At 71.4% G+C, this 21,357-nt stretch carries 18 protein-coding genes and 2 pseudogenes; 10 read left to right on the forward strand and 10 right to left on the reverse strand.

Annotated features, from left to right (window positions below; all coding sequences use genetic code 11):
• The first annotated feature begins 5 nt into the window (after positions 1-5).
• A complete protein-coding gene (locus ACFOYY_RS41105; RefSeq protein WP_386196925.1) occupies positions 6-497 on the forward strand; it encodes a TetR/AcrR family transcriptional regulator in 492 nt (163 codons plus the stop codon).
• Positions 498-533: 36 nt separating this feature from the next.
• Here ACFOYY_RS41105 and rox read toward each other — a convergent pair whose 3' ends face one another.
• Together rox and ACFOYY_RS41115 are read right to left on the reverse strand one after the other, a co-directional pair.
• Positions 534-1,958, reverse strand: a complete 1,425-nt coding sequence (gene rox / locus ACFOYY_RS41110; RefSeq protein ID WP_386196965.1) for a rifampin monooxygenase — start codon at positions 1,956-1,958, stop codon at positions 534-536.
• A 451-nt stretch (positions 1,959-2,409) separates the two neighbouring features.
• The gene (locus ACFOYY_RS41115) at positions 2,410-3,267 is read right to left on the reverse strand and encodes a phosphotransferase (protein ID WP_386196927.1); all 858 of its coding nucleotides are present in this window, start codon (positions 3,265-3,267) and stop codon (positions 2,410-2,412) included.
• 213 nt (positions 3,268-3,480) lie between these two features.
• Here ACFOYY_RS41115 and ACFOYY_RS41120 point away from each other — a divergent pair, with 213 nt between their 5' ends.
• Both ACFOYY_RS41120 and ACFOYY_RS41125 read left to right on the forward strand, forming a co-directional pair.
• Positions 3,481-6,156: an ATP-binding protein gene (locus ACFOYY_RS41120; protein WP_386196929.1), complete on the forward strand. Its 2,676-nt coding sequence runs from the start codon at positions 3,481-3,483 to the stop codon at positions 6,154-6,156.
• Between the two features lie 78 nt (positions 6,157-6,234).
• A complete protein-coding gene (locus ACFOYY_RS41125; RefSeq protein ID WP_386196931.1) occupies positions 6,235-7,041 on the forward strand; it encodes an alpha/beta fold hydrolase in 807 nt (268 codons plus the stop codon).
• Positions 7,042-7,176: 135 nt separating this feature from the next.
• Here ACFOYY_RS41125 and ACFOYY_RS41130 read toward each other — a convergent pair whose 3' ends face one another.
• The 3 genes and pseudogenes from ACFOYY_RS41130 to ACFOYY_RS41140 form a co-directional block, all read right to left on the reverse strand.
• Positions 7,177-8,397 carry a HAMP domain-containing sensor histidine kinase gene (locus tag ACFOYY_RS41130; RefSeq protein WP_386196932.1) on the reverse strand — a complete coding sequence of 407 codons (1,221 nt, stop codon included), beginning with the start codon at positions 8,395-8,397 and terminating at the stop codon, positions 7,177-7,179.
• Positions 8,398-8,438: 41 nt separating this feature from the next.
• A pseudogene (gene cseB / locus ACFOYY_RS41135) lies at positions 8,439-9,145 on the reverse strand (two-component system response regulator CseB).
• Between the two features lie 31 nt (positions 9,146-9,176).
• The gene (locus ACFOYY_RS41140; protein WP_352012144.1) at positions 9,177-9,773 is read right to left on the reverse strand and encodes a hypothetical protein; all 597 of its coding nucleotides are present in this window, start codon (positions 9,771-9,773) and stop codon (positions 9,177-9,179) included.
• Positions 9,774-9,882: 109 nt separating this feature from the next.
• On the opposite strand from ACFOYY_RS41140, the gene ACFOYY_RS41145 reads away from it, so the two are divergent.
• Both ACFOYY_RS41145 and ACFOYY_RS41150 read left to right on the forward strand, forming a co-directional pair.
• Positions 9,883-10,605 carry a polysaccharide deacetylase family protein gene (locus ACFOYY_RS41145; protein ID WP_386196934.1) on the forward strand — a complete coding sequence of 241 codons (723 nt, stop codon included), beginning with the start codon at positions 9,883-9,885 and terminating at the stop codon, positions 10,603-10,605.
• A complete protein-coding gene (locus ACFOYY_RS41150; RefSeq protein ID WP_386196936.1) occupies positions 10,602-11,855 on the forward strand; it encodes a DUF418 domain-containing protein in 1,254 nt (417 codons plus the stop codon). Before ACFOYY_RS41145 ends, ACFOYY_RS41150 begins: the two co-directional genes overlap by 4 nt.
• 155 nt (positions 11,856-12,010) lie before the next feature.
• Here the strand turns inward: ACFOYY_RS41150 and ACFOYY_RS41155 are convergent, their stop codons facing one another.
• Entirely contained in the window at positions 12,011-12,484 is a 474-nt protein-coding gene (locus ACFOYY_RS41155; RefSeq protein ID WP_352012141.1) for a hypothetical protein, read from the reverse strand.
• A 466-nt stretch (positions 12,485-12,950) separates the two neighbouring features.
• Here ACFOYY_RS41155 and ACFOYY_RS41160 point away from each other — a divergent pair.
• The 3 genes and pseudogenes from ACFOYY_RS41160 to ACFOYY_RS41170 all read left to right on the forward strand — a co-directional run.
• Positions 12,951-13,064 (forward strand): annotated as a pseudogene (locus tag ACFOYY_RS41160) (AsnC family protein); the annotation flags it as partial.
• Between the two features lie 47 nt (positions 13,065-13,111).
• Positions 13,112-13,324: a hypothetical protein gene (locus ACFOYY_RS41165; RefSeq protein WP_386196967.1), complete on the forward strand. Its 213-nt coding sequence runs from the start codon at positions 13,112-13,114 to the stop codon at positions 13,322-13,324.
• A complete protein-coding gene (locus ACFOYY_RS41170) occupies positions 13,314-13,580 on the forward strand; it encodes a YceI family protein (protein ID WP_386196939.1) in 267 nt (88 codons plus the stop codon). Before ACFOYY_RS41165 ends, ACFOYY_RS41170 begins: the two co-directional genes overlap by 11 nt.
• Before the next feature lie 96 nt (positions 13,581-13,676).
• On the opposite strand, the gene ACFOYY_RS41175 is transcribed toward ACFOYY_RS41170, so the two are convergent.
• Positions 13,677-14,276, reverse strand: a complete 600-nt coding sequence (locus ACFOYY_RS41175; RefSeq protein ID WP_352012133.1) for a GntR family transcriptional regulator — start codon at positions 14,274-14,276, stop codon at positions 13,677-13,679.
• 71 nt (positions 14,277-14,347) lie between these two features.
• On the opposite strand from ACFOYY_RS41175, the gene aceE reads away from it, so the two are divergent.
• A complete protein-coding gene (aceE, locus tag ACFOYY_RS41180; protein WP_386196941.1) occupies positions 14,348-16,807 on the forward strand; it encodes a pyruvate dehydrogenase (acetyl-transferring), homodimeric type in 2,460 nt (819 codons plus the stop codon).
• 166 nt (positions 16,808-16,973) lie between these two features.
• Here aceE and ACFOYY_RS41185 read toward each other — a convergent pair whose 3' ends face one another.
• Positions 16,974-18,113, reverse strand: a complete 1,140-nt coding sequence (locus ACFOYY_RS41185; RefSeq protein ID WP_386196943.1) for an NAD(P)/FAD-dependent oxidoreductase — start codon at positions 18,111-18,113, stop codon at positions 16,974-16,976.
• A gap of 466 nt (positions 18,114-18,579) precedes the next feature.
• Here ACFOYY_RS41185 and ACFOYY_RS41190 point away from each other — a divergent pair, with 466 nt between their 5' ends.
• On the forward strand, positions 18,580-20,175 hold the full coding sequence (locus ACFOYY_RS41190; protein WP_386196945.1) for a hypothetical protein: 1,596 nt from the start codon (positions 18,580-18,582) through the stop codon (positions 20,173-20,175).
• 78 nt (positions 20,176-20,253) lie between these two features.
• Here the strand turns inward: ACFOYY_RS41190 and ACFOYY_RS41195 are convergent, their stop codons facing one another.
• Positions 20,254-20,610 (reverse strand): hypothetical protein, encoded by a 357-nt coding sequence (locus ACFOYY_RS41195; protein ID WP_386196947.1) that lies wholly within the window; start codon positions 20,608-20,610, stop codon positions 20,254-20,256.
• A gap of 193 nt (positions 20,611-20,803) precedes the next feature.
• On the reverse strand, positions 20,804-21,352 hold the full coding sequence (locus tag ACFOYY_RS41200; protein WP_352012128.1) for a hypothetical protein: 549 nt from the start codon (positions 21,350-21,352) through the stop codon (positions 20,804-20,806).
• Between the last annotated feature and the right edge of the window lie 5 nt (positions 21,353-21,357).

A 21,357-nucleotide genomic window follows, 5' to 3' on the forward strand; every position in this document is an offset into this window, starting at 1 on the left:
ACCGCATGGGAAACCGAGAGGATCTGCTGGCCGGGGCCAAGCGGTGCCTGATCGAACGCGGCTGGGCTCACACGACCGTCCGGGACATCGCCTCGGCCGCCGGAGTGAGTCATGCCGCCATCGGCTACCACTTCGGCTCCAAGGACGCGCTGCTCACCCAGGCCCTGGTGGAGGCGGTCGACGAACTCAGCGACGAACTCGCCCACCGCACCTCTTCGGACGAGCCGGAGCGACACTGGCAGGCCCTGATCGACAGCTTCACCACCCACCGGGCGTTGTGGGTGGCGCAGCTTGAGGCCGTGGTGCAGGCGGAGCGGTCACCGGAGGTGCGCGAACACCTCGCCAGAGGGCAGCGGGAGGGGCGAGAGGGACTCGGCGGCTCGGTCCCCCTCGCCCTGCTGACCGGTCTGATGATGCAATGGCTGCTTGATCCGGACCACGCTCCCTCAGGCGCGGACGTGATCGCCGAACTCCGGTCGCTCACCACCGAACCCTGATCCGGCTCGGCCCCGAAGGTGACCGCTCAGACGAAATCAGTCGGCGGGCCTGCCGAACCAGCGGGAGAGGTGGTCGTCCAGATCCTGCTGGTCGTCGCCGACCCAGGCGACGTGGCCGTCGGGACGTAGCAGAACGCACGGAACATCCAGCGCCGCGGTGGGATCCGCGAGGTGGTCGACCCGGTCCGACCAGCCGCCCGCGGTCAGGCGTTCGGTGCGGTCCAGCAGCAGGCCGCGGCCGTGACGCAGCAGATCGTAGAGGCGGCCCTGCTTCACCTCGATGTCACGCAGGTGGCGGCCAAGCAGGTCGGGGCCCGCGCCGAAGTCGTAGCGGACGCCGATCGCGGTGATCTTCTCGATCAGGTGGCGGTTCACCTCGTCGAAGTCCATCAGTTCGGTGAGCAGCCTGCGCACGGCCTGCGGGCCCGGTTCGGTGGACAGCAGTTCCGTCTGTGCGCGGGTGTTGTCCAACACGTCCTCGGCGACGGGGTGCCGTTCGGCCTGGTAGGTGTCCAGCAGTGTTTCCGGGGCCCAGCCGCGGATCTGCGCGGCCAGTTTCCAGCCGAGGTTGAACGCGTCCTGAACGCCAAGGTTCAGGCCCTGTCCGCCGATGGGTGGATGGATGTGCGCCGCGTCACCGGCCAGCAACACCCGCCCGACCCGATAACGCTCGGCCAGCCGGGTGGCGTCCCCGAAGCGGGACAACCAGCGCGGGGAGTGCACGCCGAAGTCCGTTCCGGCGACGGCGCGCAACCGCTGTTTGAAATCTTCGAGGGTGGGCGGTTCCGCGCGATCGCCGACTCCCTCGGCGGGGACCAGAACGCTGTAGACCCCTCCCCCGAAGGGCCGCAGCCAGAATCGCTGATGGCTCTCGCGGACCTCGGCCGTCCTGGCGGCGATCTCCTCCTGCGGCGCACCCACTTCCATCTCGCCCATCAACGTCTCGGCCCGCGAGGGCTCGCCGGGGAAGCCGACGCCGAGCAGTTTGCGCACCGTACTGCGCCCGCCGTCACAGCCGACGAGATAGCGCGAACGCAGCCGCCGCCCGTCGGCCAGCTCGACGGTCACGCCCTCGTCGTCCTGCTCGAACCCGGTCACCGTCCAGCCACGCCGGACCTGAGCGCCCAGCTCGATGGCGTGTTCTTCGAGGAGACGTTCGATGACCGGCTGCGGGATGCCCAGCAGATAGGCGTGCGCGGAGTCCAGGTTCTCGGGCGCGGGTTTGGGGATGGCGGCGAAGAAACCACCGGCCGGACGCCGCCTTCCGTGTTCGAGGACGCGGTCCAGCAGTCCGCGCATCGCCATCAGCTCAAGACTGCGGGCGTGCAGACCGACTATGCGGACGAACGACTTGGGCGCGGTCTCCTTCTCAAGGACGAGCACCCGCACATCGTGCAGCCGCAGTTCCGCGGCCAGCGTCGCGCCGGTCGGCCCGCACCCGGCGATGATCACGTCGAACACGAGAGGCGCGTGATCGGCGCCCGGGGCTGCCGGGGTGAAGTCGCGCTCGACCGTGTCGTTCGACGACAGCCCAGCGGTGACCTGCGAAAAGTCCATGGTGTTGCCTTCCGGGAGTGCCTTTTTGGCGAGGCGCTCCCGGCGACACCTACGTCAATCGCCCGGCCGTGACGGGAAGGGGGAGCACCCACATCGATACAGCGTTCATGGGTCTCACCTCCTCGGCGGTGTCACGGTCAGCTGCAAGCTACCAGTCCGATGCGATCCCGCCCACTCCTTTTTCCGCCACGTGATCACGGCGCCGAACCAGGCCGTACAGCGGTCCGGCCGACCCTCCTAACTCGGTCTTCGCCACCCGAAGGTCACGCGATGGCCATCACCGTTTCCCGGCGCATGCCTGTCATCGGCGAGAACTCGTACACCCTTCGTGGGCCCGGCCGCCCCGTCGGGGAGTTCACCCGTTCGAGGCGCCTGCCTCCAACCATGCGACGATGTGCCGCGCGTAGCTGTCGGCGTTCGCCGGCGCCCTGCCGTCCAGCGCCGCGACAAGATGGGTCACCCCGAACGTCCGGTCCCAGACCCGGGCACGCCTGTAGGTGGCGCCGTCTACGGCCTTGCGAAGATTGTCCCAGCCATGCAGCCATCCCATGGTGGCGGCGTCGACCGCCGGGTCGAACAGATGAGCCCGATCCCAGTCCAGAACTCCGATCAGCGTACCGTCGCCGCTCCAGTGGACGTTGTCCGCGCCGAGATCGCCGTGGACAAGACAGTCTGGGACCTCCTCCAGGGCCAGGGCGTCCTCCAGGCGCCGCCGGCCTTCCTCGCGCCACCTGCCGGGCAGGCGCGGGATGACCTCTTCGGCCAGGATGTCGGCCCAGTGATGGCCGCCGGTGAAGGTGCGCGGCGCACCCAGTACGGCGCGCAGCCGCGGGGTGACGGAGAACTCCCGTAGAGCCCGGAGAAGCTCGCCGATCCTCACCGGATCGCCCACTCCATCAGGCAGTCCGGAACCGTCGATCCAGGAGACGGCGACCGCGGCGCGAGCTCCGAACATCGTCACCGGCGTCAGCGGCTCGGGCACCGCGAACGGCAGGCCGGCCGCCGCGATCGCCCGCAGCGCCTCGGTCCGCCGTGGCAGGGCCTGTGCCCCGGACGGCAGCCTGCTGACCCGCACCGCCGCGACCCCCGGAAGCAGGACGACGTCGTGGACCCCGCCGCGAAAGAACCGCGCCGCTTTCAGCGAGGTTCCGGGGAGAAGGGCCTCGGCTATCTCCAGCAGCTCGCCGGACACGTGGTCGCTCACCACGCCCATCTTTCCTCGCCGACGACCGAGGCCGCGTTCGAAACGCGACCCACCGAACCGGGCCAGGTCAGGCAGCCCGCTGTCCGCAGGGCTGGGAAGTCACTGGAAGGCCCCCAAGCCGACCCAACGGGGCCGACGGCGGTCGCTCGCTCACAGCTTTGCCGCCTCGGAGCGCCCAACGGACGCGATCGACCTCTCCGGGAGGGCTCCTAGGGTGGGGATGTGCTTTTTGGGAGATCGGTGGAGATCGGTGCGCTTGACGAGGTGATCGCGGGGGCGCGTGAGGGACGCGGCGGCGCCGTGGTGTTGCGGGGGGAGGCGGGGACGGGGAAGACCGCGCTGCTCGACGCGGCGGCGGCGCGGGGCGGGTCGATGCGGGTGTTGCGCACCACGGGCGTCGAGTCGGAGTCCGATTTGGCGTTCGCGGCGTTGCACCAGGTGCTGTGGCCGGTGACCGGGTCACTCGACGCGTTGCCCGAGCCGCAGCGCGACGCCGTGCGCGCCGCGCTGGGCATGGCGGCGGGGGGCGCGGGTGACCGGTTCCTGGTGGGGGCCGGGGTGCTGTCGCTGCTGGCCGAGGCCGCCGCGCCGGACGGGCTCATCTGCGTGGTCGACGACTTCCAGTGGGTCGACCGCGCCTCGGCCGACGCGCTGCTGTTCGCCGCCCGGCGGCTCGGGACCGAACGCGTCGCCATGCTGCTCGCCGTACGCGGTGACGCGCCGGTCAAGGGGGTGACGGCGGCGGTGGACGTACGGGGGTTGCCGGAGGCGGCCGCGGACGAGTTGCTGGAGACGCGTCACGGGGAGATGCCCGCGCCGGTGAGGCGCGAGCTCGTCACGCTGACCGGCGCGAACCCGCTCGCGTTGGGCGAGATCGCCGCCCGGTTGACGCCCGCGCAGCTCACCGGCCGTGAGCCACTGCCCGATCCGTTGCCGGGCGGCTCCCGGCTGTTCGGCGACCTCGTGGCCGGTCTGTCCCCCGATGCCCGGCTGGTCGCGCTGGTCGCCGCCGTCGAGACCGACCTGTCCCTCGTCCTGCGCGCCGCCGCCGACCTGCTCCCCCGGCCCGGCTCCGAACCCGGGCGGGTCGCGTTGGGCGAGCTGGAGACGGCGGGGCTGGTCGAGACGGCGGGTGACGGGGTGCGGTTCAGGCATCCGCTCATACGCTCGGCGGTCCACGAGGCAGCCCAAGGAGCTGACGTGCGGCGGGTGCATGCCGTCCTCGCGGAGTCGGCCACGGGCGACCGGCGGGCCTGGCATCTGGCGAGGGCCGCGCTGGGCCAGGACGAGAGGGTCGCCGCCGAACTGGAACAGGCCGCCGAACGGGCACGCGACCGGGGCGGGTACGCCGCCGCCGCGACCGCCCTGGCCAGGGCCGCCGAGCTGACGCCCGGACCGCACACCCGAGCCGTACGGCTGAAGGACGCCGCCGTCGCGGCCTGGCTCGGCGGCCGTCCGGGACAGGCGGAGTCCCTGCTGGCCGAGGCCCGCGAACGCGCGGGTGCCGACGCCACCCTGGCCATGGAGATCGCCCGGCTCAGGGGCAGGTTCGAGCTCAACTCGGGCAACGCCGCCGAAGCCGTACGGATCCTCGCGGCGGGCGACGGCCTGGACATGCTGGCCGACGCCTCGGAGGCGGCCTCGTACGTCGGCGACATGGGCGCGGTCGTCGAGCTCGGCAGGCGGGCGGCGGCGCACCCGGAGGGGTTCCTGCGGGACGTCGTGGCCGGGATCGGCCTGACCGTGGACGGTGACGCCTCCGGACCGGTCCTGCTGCGGCGGGCGCTGGCCAGGACGGGCGAGCTGGAGGACGCGGCGGGATGGCTGTGGGCGTCGGCCGCGGCCAGTTACCTGGGCGAGCCGGATCTGGCCAACGAGCTGGCGGGCCGGGCGGGGCGGGTGGCCAGAGTGTCGGGGATGGCCGGGCAGCTGCCGGTGGTGCTGGAGTTCGTGGCGACCGCCGAGCGCATCGCCGGGCAGCTCGCGCGCAGCCAGGCCGTCTCGGAGGAGGGCCTGGAGCTGGCCCGGGAGGCCGGATACGCCAACACGGTGGCCGCCCATCTCGCCAACCTGGCGGTGCTGGCCGCGCTGCGCGGCGAGGAGGAGTCCTGCGAGCGGCAGGCGCGGGAGGCGCTGGCGATCGCCGTCCCGCACCGGGTGGGGCTGCGGATCGGGGTGGCCGCGTACGCACGGGCGCTGCTCGACCTGTGCCTCGGCCGGTACGCCTCCGCGCACGACCGTTTCACGGCCATCGCGTCGGCGGGGCCGGGCGGCGGGCACCCGACCGTGGTGTGGCGCACGACCCCCGACCGGGTGGAGGCGGCCGTGGGCGCGGGTGACGAGGCGGGCGCGCGGGCGGCGCTGGAGACGTACGAACGATGGTCGGCGAACGCGGCGACGCCCGAGTCACGCGCGCTGCTGGCCCGCTGCCGCGGCCTCGCCTGCTCCTCCGAGGACGCCTTCCTCGAAGCGCTGAAGCTGCACACCAACCCCTTCGAGGCGGCGAGGACGTCCCTGCTGCTCGGCGAACGGCTACGCCGCGCGCAACGGCCGGGTGAGGCGCGGGCGCACCTGCGTACGGCATGGGAGACGTTCGAGCGGGCGGGGGCCAGGCCGTGGGCGCGGCGCGCGCAGGAGGAGCTGCGCGCGGCGGGTGAGTCGCACGCGGCCCCCGCGTCTCTGCTGGACGCGCTGACCCCACAGGAGCTGCGCATCGCGGGCCTGGTCGCCGACGGTCTGTCGAGCAAGCAGATCGCCGCCCAGCTGTTCCTGAGTCCGCGTACGGTCGAGTACCACCTGTACAAGATCTATCCCAAACTGGGCATCGGCTCCCGTACGGATCTGGCGCGGCTAGTAGTTCTACAGAAGGCGCCCGTAGCCGGCGACGGCATGCTTTGAGACATGCAAAACGTCACCATCTGGAGTGAAGAGTTCGGCGCCGAGACGGATGCGCCGATCCTATTGATCATGGGTTCGATGTCGCAGGCCATCCTGTGGCCGGACGAGTTCGTCGGTCGGCTGACCGCAGGAGGCCGCCGAGTGATCCGGTACGACCACCGGGACACCGGCATGTCGGGCACCGTCGACTTCGCGGCCCACCCGTACACGTGGAACGACATCAAGGACGATGTCTACCGCGTGATGGACGCCCACGGGCTGGACAGCGCCCACCTGGTGTGTCACTCGGCGGGCGGCCTGCTCGGCCAGTACGTCGCCGTGGAACGCCCGGAGCGGGTGCGTTCGCTGACCGTCATCGGCTCCTCGCCGCTCGGCGGCAGGGAGGGCGAGGTGATCATGCGGGCCCTGATGGGACAGCCACAGCCCGAGGGCAGCCTGCCGGAGCCGACGCCGGCGTTCGTGGACTTCTACCGCGCGCTGATCGCCGGCCCGCCGCCGGAGGGCAGGCGCGCGACGATCGACGGCATGATCGCCGAACAGCGCCTCCTGCACGGCGACGAACTGCCGTTCGACGAGGACGCGGCGCGCCGGCTGCAGGAGCGGATCTACGACCGTGCCCGCGACCTGTCGGCCGTGGCCAACCACCGGCTGGCCGCCATGGCCAAGCCGGACTTCGAGCCGGAGGGCGTGCTGCACCGGGTGAAGGCGCCCACCCTGGTCATCGAGGGCAGCTGCGAGCCGGCCAAGCCGGGCCACAGCGCGATCATCGCCGAACGCGTCCCCGGGGCGCGGCTGATGATCATCGAGGGCATGGGGCACACGCTGCCGCCGGAGGTGCACGAGGAACTGGCCGCCACCGTCCTCGCGCACACGGCCGGGCGGTGAGCGCGGCTCAGGCGGAAACCGCGTCCGGCGGAGGCGCGGAGGTCGGTCAGGGGCCGCCCCTCACACGGTGTTCACGGGGCGGATGCCCGCCGCGTGCCGTGTCGACCTGTTTGAAACCGCCTTGAGCAGGCCGCGTCATGGAACGTCGGAGGCCACGGGCAGGTCGAGCGTGGCCAGCGCGCCGCCTTCGGGAGGGTTGGTGAAGGTGAGACGGGCACCCAGCACGGCGGCCTGGCCCGCGGCGATGGTCAGACCCAGCCCGTGGCCCGCGGCGGCCGGGTCGCCGCCTTTGCGGAAACGCATCGGCCCGGCGCGCAGCAGATGGTCGGGGAAGCCGGGACCGTGGTCATGGACGGTGACGCGGAGGCCGTCCACGACCACGGCGATCGGCGGCCGGCCGTGCCGGGTGGCGTTGGTGAGCAGGTTCGCCAGGATGCGCTCCAGGCGGCGCGGGTCGGTGGCGACCACGGTGCCGGTGCGGACGCGCACCTGCGCGTCAGGGACGAAGGCGGTCGCCCGGCGCGTGACGAAATCGCCGAGGGCGACGTCGGACAGGGCGGGACGTTCGGTGGCGGTGTCCAGGCGGGCCACCTCCAGCACGTCCTCGGTGAGGGCGCGCAGCGCCTTGACCCGGTCCTGGACGATGTCGGTCATCCGTCCCGGCGGCAGGAGCTCGGCGGCGGTGGTCAGGCCGGTGAGCGGGGTGCGCAACTCGTGGGCGATGTCGGCGGTGACCCGGCGTTCGGCCTCCAGACGGCCCTGCAGGGCCTCGGCCATGGCGTCGACGGCGTGGGCGAGTTCGGCGGCCTCGTCATGGGAGCGGCCGCCGATCTCCGCGCCGACCCGGACGGTGGGATCGCCCGCGCTGACGTGGCGGGCGGCGGCCGCGGCCCGCCGCAGCCGGCGTGACAGGCGCGCGCCGACGGCGATCCCGGCCAGGGTGCCGCCGACACCGGCCCCGGCCGAGCCCAGGACCAGGACCCGGTCCAGCGCGGCCAGGTCCGCAAGGCTGGGGCCGTAGTCCGAGCGCAGTGACAGGACGTGACCGCCGGTCCCGGCCGCCGCCCAGACGAAGGTGCCCTCGCGGGTCCGGCGCAGCGCGGTGGCGACGACCCCGTCCCGCGCCGCCGCGCGCAGGTCCGCCGGCACGGCCGGGTCGTCCAGCTGGCTGCCGAAGACCGTCTGGCCGCTTCGGTGGTACTCGCGCAGCAGCAGGCGGATGCGTTCGGCCTGCAGGCGGTGGGCGTCGTCGGCCTGCCTGCGGGCGTAGGCGAGATGGACGCTGAGGCTCAGCGCCACCGCGACCAGGACGCTGACCACGGCGACGGCGGCGCTGATCTTCCAGCGCAGGCTCATCCGCCGCGCTCCCGCCGTACGCCGAGATCTCGGCCAGGACCTCACTCGTTCTCCGCGCGCAGTTTGTAGCCGAACCCGCGCACGGTCTCGATGCGGTCGGCGCCGATCTTGTTGCGCAGGCGCTGCACATGGATGTCGGCCAGGCGCGAATCGCCGCCGTAGGCGTAGTCCCAGACGCTCTCCAGCAGCACGTCCCTGCTGAGCACCGTGCCGGGGGACTCGGCGAAACGCAGCAGCAGCCGCATCTCGGTCGGGGTGAGCGCCACCGGCCTGCCGCCGCGCAGCACCCGTACGCCGTCGACGTCGATGTCGACATCGCCGAAGCGCAGCTGACGGGCACGCTGCCCGGTGTCCGCACCGGCCGCGCCGTTGCGCCCGCTGCGGCGCAGCACCGCGCGAATGCGGGCCAGCAGCACCGAGCCGTCGAAGGGCTTGGTCACGTAGTCGTCGGCTCCGGCCTCCAGACCGACGACCACGTCGACGGCGTCGTCCCGGGCCGACAGCATGATCACCGGGACGAGGCTCTCGGCGCGGATACGCCGGCACAGGCTCACCCCGTTCATCCCGGGCAGCATCACATCCAGCAGCGCGACATCGGGAGTGCGGGCGCGAAAGGCCTCCAGCCCGGCCGGCCCGTCGGCGGCGGTGGTGACCGTGAAACCGTCGCGTTCCAAGGTCAGCTGGGTCACCTCCGGATCACCTCGTCGTCCTCGACGAACAGCACATGCGGGGTCTCGGCGGCGTCCATGGACATCCTGCCCTCGTCCTTTCGTGTCGTCTCACGCGCCGTCGAGAACGAGCGTGCGGCCGTTCCAGCGCAGCGGTGTCGCCCGGGTGGTGGTCGGGCAGGAGGCGTCGTCGCCCGGCAGGTAGTCCGGCCGGATCAGGACCAGGGCCGCGTCGCGGACCTCCACGCGGCTGCCCGCGCCCTGGTGGGCGTAGACCCGTTCACCCGGCCGGCCCTGTTCGAGGCGGTAGACGTAGGTGCCGCGGGTCCCCTCGTACCCGCAGCTGCGGCCGGGACAGGTGTAGACGGTGACGGCCATCAGGTGGACGCCTTCCGACTGACCGGACAGGGAGATCTCCTCGGAGTAGACCGGGAACCGGCCGCCCTCGCAGCGTCTGATCGCGGAGGTGGTCTTCGTGCCCAGGCGCGGATCCTCCCGCAGCACCCGCAGACCGTCGAGGTCGGAGGGGACGGCGACCGCGGTCTGCGCCGGCGCCGTGGAGGACGTGCTCCGCCCGGTCTCCTGCCCGGCCGGGTGCTCCAGACGCACCCGAGGATCGATCCCGCACCCGGCCAGGGAGACCGTCCCGGCCACCACGAGACCGAACAGCACGGCTCCCGCGGCGGTGAACCGTTTTTTCAGCGACATGCCGCCGATAATACCGTCCACGCATTGTTACAGAACCTATGGATTACCTCTGGGCGGCCGATGGAAAAGCTGAAATAAACCTACGGAGGCGGCCCCTAAGGTGGCGGCCATGGAACACGGAAAAGGGCCGGGAAAGCATCGGAGGCGGACCGTTCTCACCGGCGCGGTTCCGGTGCTGGCCGCCGCCGCGGTTCTCGCGTCCGGCCTGACGGCCCGGACGCTCGCAGCCGCGCCACAACCGGCGGGCCAGACCGGCCAGGCCGGCAAGGCCGTCCACCGCGTCCCCACCGAAGATCGCGTCGTCTTCCTCACCGTCGACGACGGCCTGAAGCGCCACGCGGGGATGATCGACCTGCTGCGCGGGTCAGGCATCAAGGCGACGCTGTTCCTGACCGGCCAGTACGTCCGGCAGGACAGCGGCTTCTTCCGCCGAATGCGCGACCGGACCGGCGCGGTGGTCGAGAACCACACCGTCGGCCACCTGGATCTGGCGGGCAGGCCGCGCGCTCTTCAGCACAAGGAGATCTGCGCGGCCTCCGACCGGTTCGAAAAGGTCTTCGGCCGCCGCCCCACCTTGCTGCGGCCGCCGTACGGCAGCTTCGACGCCACCACCGTGCAGGTCGCCGCCGAATGCAGCGTCAAACAGCTGGTGCACTGGAGCGCGGAAATCGCCAAAGGCCATATCGAATTCGCCGCCGGTGACCGTCTCGTTCCGGGCGACATCGTTCTCATGCATTTCCGTGACGAATTCAAAGAAGACATCGAAGCATTCATCGATCAGGCGAGGAAAGACGGGCTGACGCCCGCGCTCTTGGAGGACTACCTGAAATGAACCATCCCGCGCACGTTCCGTACGACGCCCCGGTGGCCGCTCCGCCGGTGGTCCGATCCCAGCCCCCGCGGGGGCGGTTGCTGGGCTTGGACGCCGTACGGGCGCTGGCCATCATGGGCATGGTCTACATGCACGTCAGCCCGACCGGATGGCTGAGCCCGGCTCCGATGCGGGACAAACCGGCCGTGCTCGACTGGATCGAGCACACCGTCTCCGGCCGGTCGATGAGCCTGTTCGTGCTGATGGCCGGCATCTCGGTGGCGCTGATGACCGGTGGAGCCGAACCGCTGGACGGCGATCGGCTGAAGGTGGCCAGGAAACGGCTTGCGATCCGCGCGGCCATGTTGTTGCTGGTCAGTCTGTGTGTGGACCAGTTGTCCGGCCTGAACCTGTCCATCCTTGAGTTCTACGCCGTGTGGCTGTTGATCCTGATGCCGCTGGTGCGGCTACGGCCGGGCACGCTGCTGGCCGCGGCCGGTGTCCTCGGCGCCGTGCTGCCCGTCTTCTGCTTCGTCGTGCTGAACTACGGCGGCACCTGGGCCATCTCCCCGATGAACACCGGCGCCGAGCCCGCTTTCGGCCTGACGCTGCTGATCCACCCGCAGGACTGGCTCGCCAAGCTCCACCAGTTGCTGCTGGGCGGTGGCTTCCAGACACCGTACGCGATCCCGCTGCTGCTGGCCGGGCTGGCCATCGGTCGGCTGGACCTGCGCAGCCGCGCCGTACGTCGGCGAATGGTTCTTTTCGGCTCATCGCTGGTCGTCCTCTGCTGGCTGATCTCGTGGTTCGCGCTCGGCCCGCTGGGCGCCGAGCGTGCGCTGGCGGCGATGATGGAGTCCACCGGCGGGCCGATGCTGCAGCCGTGGAGTTCGGTGCTGACCCTGCCGCCGCACCAGCTGTACGCGCTGAGCGTTCCGATGGCACCGATGATGACCGGGGTCGGCCTGCTGCTGCTGGCCGCCTTCCTCACGCTGCTGGAGCGGCCCGGGTGGCGGCGGGCGCTGCTGCCGCTGACCGCCGTCGGAAGCCTGGCGCTGACGTGGTACGCCGCCCACCAGGTCTTCATCGAGCGGGTGGCGGGTGGCCCACCGTACGGCTTCGCCCTGTTCGCGGGTATGGCTGTCTTCGCGTTGGTCTTCTCCCCGCTGTGGCTGCGCCGGTTCCGGCGCGGGCCGCTGGAATGGCTGGTCCACCGCGCGATCGTGCTGGCCGTACCGGCCCGCGGCACGGGCCACCGGGCACGCGCATAGGCCCGACCGGCGGAGGTGCCGATCAGCACCGTCAGCTGGTTGCGGGCCGTGTCGACACGGCCGAACGTGCCGCCCCTGCCTGGCATCCGATGCCAGGCAGGGGCGGCACGTCCATGTCCGGCCCGCGTGCGGGCCCTGTGGCATGCCGGACGCGGTTACGGACCGACCAGTTCGTAGACCTTGACCGCCATCGGTCCTGCGGGGTCGTAGACGACCTTCACCGGGGTGCGTCCCTCACGGAGCCGAAGGTAGAGGTGGCCGGGGTCGCACTTCACGGTGCCCGTCGCGGACGTGCTCCGGGTGTTGCGGCTCTTGTACGGCGACGGGCCGTAGCCGCACTTCTTGTTGATCTGGCGGTAGTCCAGACCCTCGGTGTAGTCGATCCTGACGGGGTCACCGGCGCGCTTGCCGAGATACCAGTCGCCGCCCGTGCCCTCGCGGTGCGCCCGGTACGGCGTGACGATCATGGCGGAGTTGCCGGACCGCTTCGCCCAGCCGTACACCGTCTTCAGGCCCGATGCGGCGGCCAGGGCCGGTGCCGAGGGCGCGGCGAGGGCGGGTGAAGGGGAGGCGACGAACAGGAACGCCGCCACGGCAGCCAGAGTCGTGACAGCCGATGTCTTGCGCATTTCTTCTCTCCGTTCGGGGTAACCAAAGATCATCTTGCCATGCAGTCGCCCCGGAATAAGGGGCCTTGCGCAGTGAGTCATCACATAGCCGGACAAACCAACCTTTCGCCCAGAAAATGCGTCACAGGCCCGGCAGCGCCCTTTCCGTAGGCCCGAACCGGACGGGCCCACCTTCTTCGGCCGCCGGCCGTCGGCAGAGCGCCGGCGAAGGGCGCCCCGCCCACGTGGAGACCCACCGTCGGTGACGGCCCAGGACTCCCGAAGCCACGGCCAAGGGCGAAGGGGTGGGTCGATCCAGCTCGGCGCGGGTTTCCAAGCCTGCGCCGGAGCCGGACCTCGGTGGCCCGTCCCGGGCCGGCACCAGAGACCCCGGATCGGCGAAGCGATCGGGGTCAGGGCCACTGGGAAAGGGCGGCCCAGAAGCCTGTCCAGACGGCGGATATCAGTCGTGAAACACATCTCTACGGTGGATTCCGGCATCGCCCTCGATGACCTGGATCGACGCATCATCGGGGCCCTCCAGATTGACGGGCGAGCGGAGATCTGCCGTATCGCGGCCGTCCTGGGCGTCTCGGCCCGTACGGTCACCCGCCCCCTCACGCGTACGCGCGAGGGGGCATCACCGCCATGCGGACGATCGCGGCAGAACAGAGCATCGGTGCCACGCTGCTGCAGGCGCGGGTCCCGCACGGCAAGGTCGACACCATCGCCGCGTCCTTCGCCAGGCGCCCCGACGTCGGATCCGTCGACATCGTGATGGGCGGCGAGGAGATCGACGTTCCGGTCATCGCCGATCCCGCCGATCTTGATCGGCTGCCGTTCCTCCACCGTGCGGAGTAGCGGCACGGACTACGTGATCGGCGGCGACCTCACCATGAAGGCGACCACCCTGTCCGTGGAGTTGCGGCTCACCTACGGCGGTGTCATCGATGACCCCCTCGGCCGCCGGGCCGGATTCCTGGGCCGGGCACGGTTCAGCCGGGCGGCGTTCGGCGTCGCGGAGACGATGGGGCTCAGAGGAGCCGGTGTCCCGGCGCGACCGCTGGTACCACTTGACCAGGTCGCCCTGGGGCGAACTTGCAAGACTTGGCGGTGACGTCGCAGTCCCTGCAGCCGGTGATGCCGTACAGGAGCGGGTCCGCCGGGCCGTGGAGAGCGTGGCGGCCGTGCCCGGCGTGGAGACCGGGTGCGCTCAGTTGAGCGGGGCGTAGCCGAGGATGTGGTCGCGAAGCAGGGCCCCCGCGTCGGGGTCCCCGCGCTCGAACGCCGCCATGAGCGGCTCGTGGTCGGCGGTGTTCTCGCAGAGCCGCATCCGGAACAGCCGTATCGACAGGTGCGTCCACACCTCGATGCCGAGTGACTCCCACACCGCCAGGAGCACGTCGTTGCCCGAGGCCTTGACGATCTCGCGGTGGAACGCGACGCCGTGGCGTACCTGGTCGGCCACGGAGGAGGCGGCCGCGGCCTGTCGCAGGCCTGCGTGGTGGACCCGCAGCGCCTCGACGGACGGGTGCCGCAGCCGCACGGCCGTCTCCTCCAGGCCCGCCCGCACCTCGTAGATCTCGCGCAGGTCGGTCGCGGTGATCCGGCGGACCCGCGCGCCCTTGTGCGGCGACGACTCGATGAGCCGGAGCGCCTCCAGCTCGCGCAGCGCCTCACGTACCGGAGCCTGGCTGACGCCCAGCTCCGCCGCCATGTGCCGTTCCACGACGCGGTCGCCGGGCTCCCACCGACCGCTGATCAGGCCGTCGAGTACGGCCTGCCGGATCTGATCACGAAGCGGGAGTCGCATGACAGGTTTCACAGTCCCATAATGACGGATGGAAACATCCTACGATCGATCATAGGGTGTTTAATGGTGGTATGGAGAAGGACATTGACCCGCAGGAGACCGCGGAATGGCTGGAGTCGCTGGAGGCGGTCCGCCGGGCGGCAGGCCCCGAACGGGCCGAATACCTGCTGAAGCGGCTGGCCACGAGCAGCCGGTACATCAACACCGTGCCGACGTCGGAGGAGCCCGGCTACCCCGGTGACCTCGAACTGGAGGAGCGGATCGCGGCCTACGACCGGTGGAACGCGGCGGCGATGATCACCAGGGGTAGCCGGCTCGGTCTCGGGGGCCACCTGGCCACCTACGCCTCGGCCGCCTGGCTGTACGAGGTCGGGTTCAACCACTTCTTCCACGGCGGTCATGACCAGGTCTACTTCCAGGGCCACGCGTCCCCGGGCATCTACGCCCGCGCGTTCCTGGAGGGACGGCTGACCGAGGGCCAGCTCGACCTGTTCCGGCGCGAGCCCGAGGGCGGGCTGCCGTCGTACCCGCATCCGCGGAGCATGCGCGGGTTCTGGCAGTTCCCCACGGTGTCCATGGGCCTTGGGCCGCTCAACGCGATCTACCAGGCCAGGTTCAACCGCTACCTGCACAACCGCGGCATCAAGGACACCTCGCTCAGCCACGTATGGGCCTTCCTCGGCGACGGCGAGATGGACGAGCCGGAGTCCACGGCGGCCATCACCCTGGCCGCCCGCGAAGGGCTGGACAACCTGACCTTCGTGATCAACTGCAACCTGCAGCGGCTCGACGGGCCGGTGCGCGGCAACACCCGCATCGTGCAGGAACTCGAAGGCGTCTTCAGGGGCGCGGGCTGGCACGTCGTCAAGGCGCTGTGGGGCGCCGAATGGGACGGGCTGCTCGGTTCCGACGAACTGGTGTCCCGCCTGGGCGAGATGCCGGACGGGCAGTTCCAGACCTTCGCCACCTCGACCGGGGCCTACATCAGGCAACACCTGTTCCACGGGCTGGACGTGCCGTACTCCGACGAGGACCTGCGGCGCATCGTCGGCGGTTCACGGGCCGGCCACGAGCCGCGCAAGGTGCACGCCGCCTACCGCCGGGCCCTCGACCACCGCGGCGCGCCGACGGTGATCCTCGTGCAGACCGTCAAGGGGTGGACGCTCGGGGCCGGCGTGGAGGCGCGCAACGCCAACCACCAGATGAAGAAACTCACCCGGGACGAGTTCCGCGCGCTACGTGACCGGCTCGGGCTGCCAGTGCCGGACGAGGCGCTCGACGCGGACCTGCCGCCGTACCTGCACCCCGGGCCCGACTCGCCCGAGGTCCGCTACGTGGCCGAGCGCCGCCGCGCCCTGGGCGGGCCCATCCCCAACCGAACCGTCTCCCACCAGCCGCTGCCTGCGCCGGCCGAGCGGCCGTTCCAGTCCCTGGAGAAGGGGTCCAAGCAGCCGGTGGCCACCACGATGGCCTTCGTCCGCCTGGTCAAGGACCTCATGAAGGAGCCGGAGACCGGGCGCCGCTGGGTGCCCATCGTGCCCGACGAGGCCAGGACCTTCGGCATGGAGTCGCTGTTCCCCACCGCCAAGATCTACTCGCCGCTGGGCCAGCGCTACGAGTCGGTCGACCGGGACCTGCTGCTGTCCTACCAGGAGGCGGTCGACGGCCAGCTCCTGATCGAGGGCATCACCGAGGCCGGATCGATGGCGTCGTTCACGGCCGCCGCCTCCAGCTACGCCACCCACGGCGAGGCCATGATCCCGTTCTACATCTTCTACTCGATGTTCGGCTGGCAGCGGACCGGCGACCAGATGTGGGCGCTGGCCGACCAGCTCGGCCGTGGGTTCCTGATCGGCGCCACCGCGGGACGGACCACGATGACCGGCGAAGGGCTGCAGCACGCCGACGGGCACTCCCAGTTGCTCGCCTCCGCCAACCCCGCGTGTCTGGCCTACGACCCCGCCTTCGGCTACGAGGTCGCGGAGATCGTGCGCGAAGGGCTCCGGCGCATGTACGGGCCCGACGGCGAGGACGTCTTCTACTACCTCACCCTCTACAACGAGCCGCTCCCCCAGCCCGCGATGCCCGAAGGCGTGCGCGAGGGAATCCTCAGGGGCATCTACCGCTACTCCTCCGGCGGCGGCCAGGCCCATCTGCTCGCCAGCGGCACGGCGATCCACTGGGCGCTGGCCGCGCAACGGCTGCTCCAGGAGGAGTACGGCGTGGGCGTCGACGTCTGGTCGGTCACCTCGTGGAGCGAACTGCGCCGCGACGCGATGACCTCCACCGGGGTGCCCTACCTCCGGCAGGCCCTGGCCGGGACCGAGGGTCCGGTGATCGCGGTCAGTGACTGGATGCGCGCCGTGCCGGATCAGATCAGCCCGTGGATCGACCGGCCGTGGACCTCCCTCGGCACCGACGGGTTCGGCCTCTCCGGCACCCGGGAGTCCGTACGCGAGCACTTCGGCGTCGACCCACGTTCGATCGCCGACGCCGTACTCAAGTCCGTCGAGGAGACCGGCCGGAGATGACCGGCCCGGCTTCGCCACCGCTGCGGCCGAGCCGTCCGGGGGTGTCGCCCCGTTCCGCCGTACGCGGAGCGGGGCGGTGCCTGGCCGTGATCTCCAGGGACCTTCAGGGACCTTCTGGCCGACCCGGTCGAGGGGCGCCCGAAGTCCTACGCGCGAGACGCCGGTGTCACCGGTGGGGGCGGCCGGTCGCCAGGTCCGTGAGACGTGGGCCGACTTCGGGAAACGAACCGTCGCCGAACAGGGTCCGTGCCGCCAGGGCGCGGCCGGCACGACCGCGTAGCGCGGTCACCGCCGCCTCCGCGGCGGCAGGGGATCGAATACCGGCGAACACGCGGCGCAGCAGCAGCCGGCCGCGGAACCGGGTCCGCAAAGCGTCTCCGTCGTACCGGCTCAGCACACGCTGGTCGCCGGTACGCAGGTACCCGGCGATGACCGCAGCGGCCAGCTCGGACATGCGGAGACAGGGGTCCAGCCCACCGGCCGTCAGCGGCGAAACCGCGCCCGCCGCGTCTCCGACGAGCAGCCCGGCGGGACACGCCAACCGTCGCAGCACACCGCCGACCGGGATCGGACCACCTCGGCGCTCAACCGGCCCGGCCGGCGGTTTGCCGCCGGGCGCGTCCGCGGCGAAGGCGTCCAGCAGGTGGCGGATGCCGGTGCGCATCGCGTTCGGATATCCCGCGACGCCGACATGCGCGTGCCGGCCGTCGTCGATGACCCACCCCAGGTACCCCGGGGCGATCCGCGGGTCCAGCACGCAGTGGAACGCCGGGGTGGTCGTGCCCGACGCGATCGGGTGGACGATCTCGGCGCCGACGAGGAAGCGCCGGTTGACATCAAGACCGAGGTCACGGGCCACCCGGGAGCGGGCGCCGTCCGCGCCGACGACGAACCGGGTCGTCACCGGTTCCGCGCCCGCGAACCGTACGAACCCCATCGTCGTGTCGACATACCGTACGCCCAGAAGGACTCGTGCCCCGGCCGACTCCGCCGCGCGGCGCGCGTGTTCGTAGACGGCCGCCATGTCGGCCACGCGGTACTCGTCCCGGTCGCTGGTGAGCCGGATCGGTGCCCGCCGCGACGGCGGATACAGCAGCACGTCCCGGACACCTGGCCCGAGCAGACGATCCGGCACGTCGAAGTCGTCGAGGGTGCGGCGCACGAAGATCCCTGTCGTGCGGACGCCCGTCGACAGCGACCTGCGACGGTCGACCACCATCACGCTCAGGCCCCGTCCCGCGAGCAGGCGGGCCGTGCTCAGACCGGCCAGCCCCGCACCCACGACCAGTACATCCACTGTCTGCATGCCTTGTGACGGTAGGGGCAGTGCCTCATCCATACGCTGGTTTGCACGCTACCTGCCCCATACCTCCACACCGTGGCCATACTCAAGACCGTGAAGCGTTCCCAGGTCCTCGGAAACGAGGAGATCCCGCCCGATCAGGCGACCAGACGGGATCTCGCCAACCGTTCTTGATCTGCCTCAGGAACGGCCCGCGGAGCCGCGCACCGCGCTTGGGCCGTGTATCCCGGCGTCCGGTTTCACCGGGGCCGACCGACCTGGGCGGTCCAATAAGATCATCCGCATCGTAGCCTTACTCCGGGCCGCCGTCGCCCGCCACCGCTTCGGGCGTCCGGCCGCCGTCGCCGTCACGCTCTACCTGACCGCCGTCGCCGCCGGATACGACGGCGGGCGGTGGTTCGCCGTCGTCACGACGGCGAGTCTCTGGCCGTGGGACGACGGGGCGCGGCTCCTGCCCGCGGCGATCGGCGTGCTCAACGCGTGGGCGCTGTGGCAGATCCTGCGCGGCCCGGCCTTGCCGCGTGCCGGGGCGCTGCCGCGTGATGTGGTGTGGCTGCGGCGCCTGCTCTACACGGACGTGGCCGGCGACCTGCTGCTCTGGGAACTCCTCGACGAGGTGTCCGGCGTCGCGGAGTACGTCGCGCGCTGGGCCGTGTGGGCCGCCACCATGTTCCTGCTGGTGCGGGCCCTGGCCGGGGTGTCGGCCCGGTTCCGGGTCATCGCTCTCGGGCTCGGTCTGACCGGGGTGCTGGCCGCGGCGCTGCGGCCGTTCGCCGAGATCCCGTTGACGGCGTCGTTCCTGGTGGCGATGGCGGCCCTCGGCTGCAAGGTGATGATCATTGCCGGGCAGAGACGCGACAGACGGTTCAGCGCCGTCACGGTCGGCATCGGCTGGACCGCCCTGCTGGTCCCGCAGGTCTACTCGCTGCTCCAGATCGGACGGGTGGCGTTCGACGGCCTGTCGCTCGCGGTGCACGCGCTCGACGGGCTGCTCGTCGTGTGGGCGGCGCGCACCGCGCACGAGCTCGCCGCGCCCGGACAGGGCGTCCCGGCGCCGGGAACCGGCCGGACGCCGCGGCTGATCGCCGCCGCCTTCGTGCTCGCGCTGCCGGCTGCGGTCGTCGGCGCCGAGGAGGACGCCCGGCTCACCTACACGGCCGCGGACGAGGGCTGCCGCGACCGGCTCCGGCCCGCGACCGCCCTCGGGCCCGAGGAGCGGCGGCGGTCGTTCCTCTGCCTGGCCAGGAGCGAGACCTTCGCGGCGAACGCGATGTTCCCCGAACGGCTGGCCGACCAGCGCGTCCTCGCCCACGGCGCTCAGCTGTGCGCGCTGCCCGGCGACCGGGAACGGAACGCGCTGCACGAGCGGGCCGGTGGTACGGCGGACGCCATCGAGCTGGCCGCGGCTCTGGAGTACCTGTGCCCCGGCATCGTCGCCCGGCAGACCGCCGATGCGCACCGCCGTCAGGCAGAGCGTGACCTGCAGGAGGCCAGGTGGAAGGCCGAGGCCAACGCCCGGTGCGACGACCCGTGGCCCGGGACGCGGGCCAGACGGCAGGGCACGGCCGCGTACATGCTGCCCGAAGGCGGCGGCTACGCCGTCTTCGACGACCGTGACGACAGCGCAGGCGGTCCCGGGGACATCTACGGTGACGGCGACGAGGTCGCCGACATCTTCGACGCCGTCGAGGACGGCTTCGTCGACGTCGTGGGCAGCAGCGCCGCCATCGTGACCAGAGGGGACGCGGCGATGTGCTTGACGGTCAAGGCGTTCGACCGTTCCCCGCCGCTCCGGCTCACCGGCTGGGGCCAGGTGGTCGAGGTGGGCATCGCCAGCCGCAGCGGCCGCCTGGTCGTGCCGACGTACCCCGAGGGCGGCGATGGCGGTGCGGCCAGGCCGCTGCCGGACCTGGCCGTCGCCGGCCCGGGCCACTACCGCCTGCGAATCTACGCCCGCACGCTGCCGTGGGACGAGAACGACCCCGAAGCGCCGCTGGAGGAGCACCTGCTCGTCGTCCATCCCGGTCGCTCGAAGGACAAGGTCGTCCACCGTCCGCGCGACTGACCTCGCCGCGCCCGCCTTCGTCACAAGGGTCGGGCAGACCCGCACGAGATGAGGCGCGAGGGCCGTGACCCCTTCGGCTCAGCTCGTCGTCAGCCGCAGCACCGCCTTTCTGCTGGACAGCGAGAGGGCCTGGACGGTGATGCCGTTGACCGTGACCGAGCCGCTTCCGCTGAAGTACGCCGAGCCGCTCACACCCGGCCCGCTGGACTTCACATGGACGCCGCCGGCGTTGAAGGACAGGGTCAGCTTGGTGATGCCGAAGCCGGGGTCGATCCGGAACGAGACCTTCCTGGTGATGGAGATCTTGCAGTTACCGTCGTAGCAGGCACGAAGGTTGGGCTTGGCGGCGGCGGCGAAGGCCGTGGTCGCGCCGACGGGGACGATGGTGAGGGACACGGCGACCGCCAGGGCGGCGGTCCGAATTTTGCCGGACATGATCCTCCTCGGGTTTCCATCTGCGGACGGAACGGAAAAGTCCTGAGCAAGTTCAGTGTGCGCCTGTTCCTCCGGGTCCGCTCCCGGAACGGGCCCGGTTTCCCGTCGCGGTCGGAGCCGAAGGTCGCCGCCTGCGAGGCGCGGGCACCCCACAGCGCCACGGGCGGTGGTCCGCCGCGGACGCCCACGACGATCAGCCGTAGGAGGCCGCCTTCCTGGCGATGGCGTGCAGCATGACGCGGCGGATGACCCCGCTGAAGGGCCGGATGAGCCGCCAGTAGGCCAGCATCCTGCGCCGGGTGTCCACCGACCCGGCGGTGACCCGCGTCTCGGTGCGGAGCAGGGTGCCATGCTCGGTCGGGATCAGCTCGAAGACGGACGCCGACTTGGCGAAGCCGGGCACGTCATAGTCGCGGAACTGCCCGGTCGGGCAACTGCGGCGGAACTCCGCCGACCGCAGACGCCAGAACTGACTGATCGAGCCGAGCACGACATACCGCTGCGACTCGCTGGCCAGCTCGAACCAGCCCCGGCTGAGCATCGTGCCGATCATCGTCGGCGCCTCGTTCGCCCCTGTCGCCGAGAGCGAGCGGACGCTCATGAGCAGCCGCACCAGCGGAAGCTCACCGGGCGACAGCGTGTTCAACGCGGTCCAGACCGTTTCCGGCCGCTGCCGGATGTGCAACTCGTGGCGTTCGGAGCCCAGCGGCTGCGGGATGAAGTCTTCCAGGACCTTCGGCATTCGCA

Origin of the sequence: Streptosporangium jomthongense (genome assembly GCF_042650425.1) — a bacterium.
GTDB lineage: Bacteria > Actinomycetota > Actinomycetes > Streptosporangiales > Streptosporangiaceae > Streptosporangium.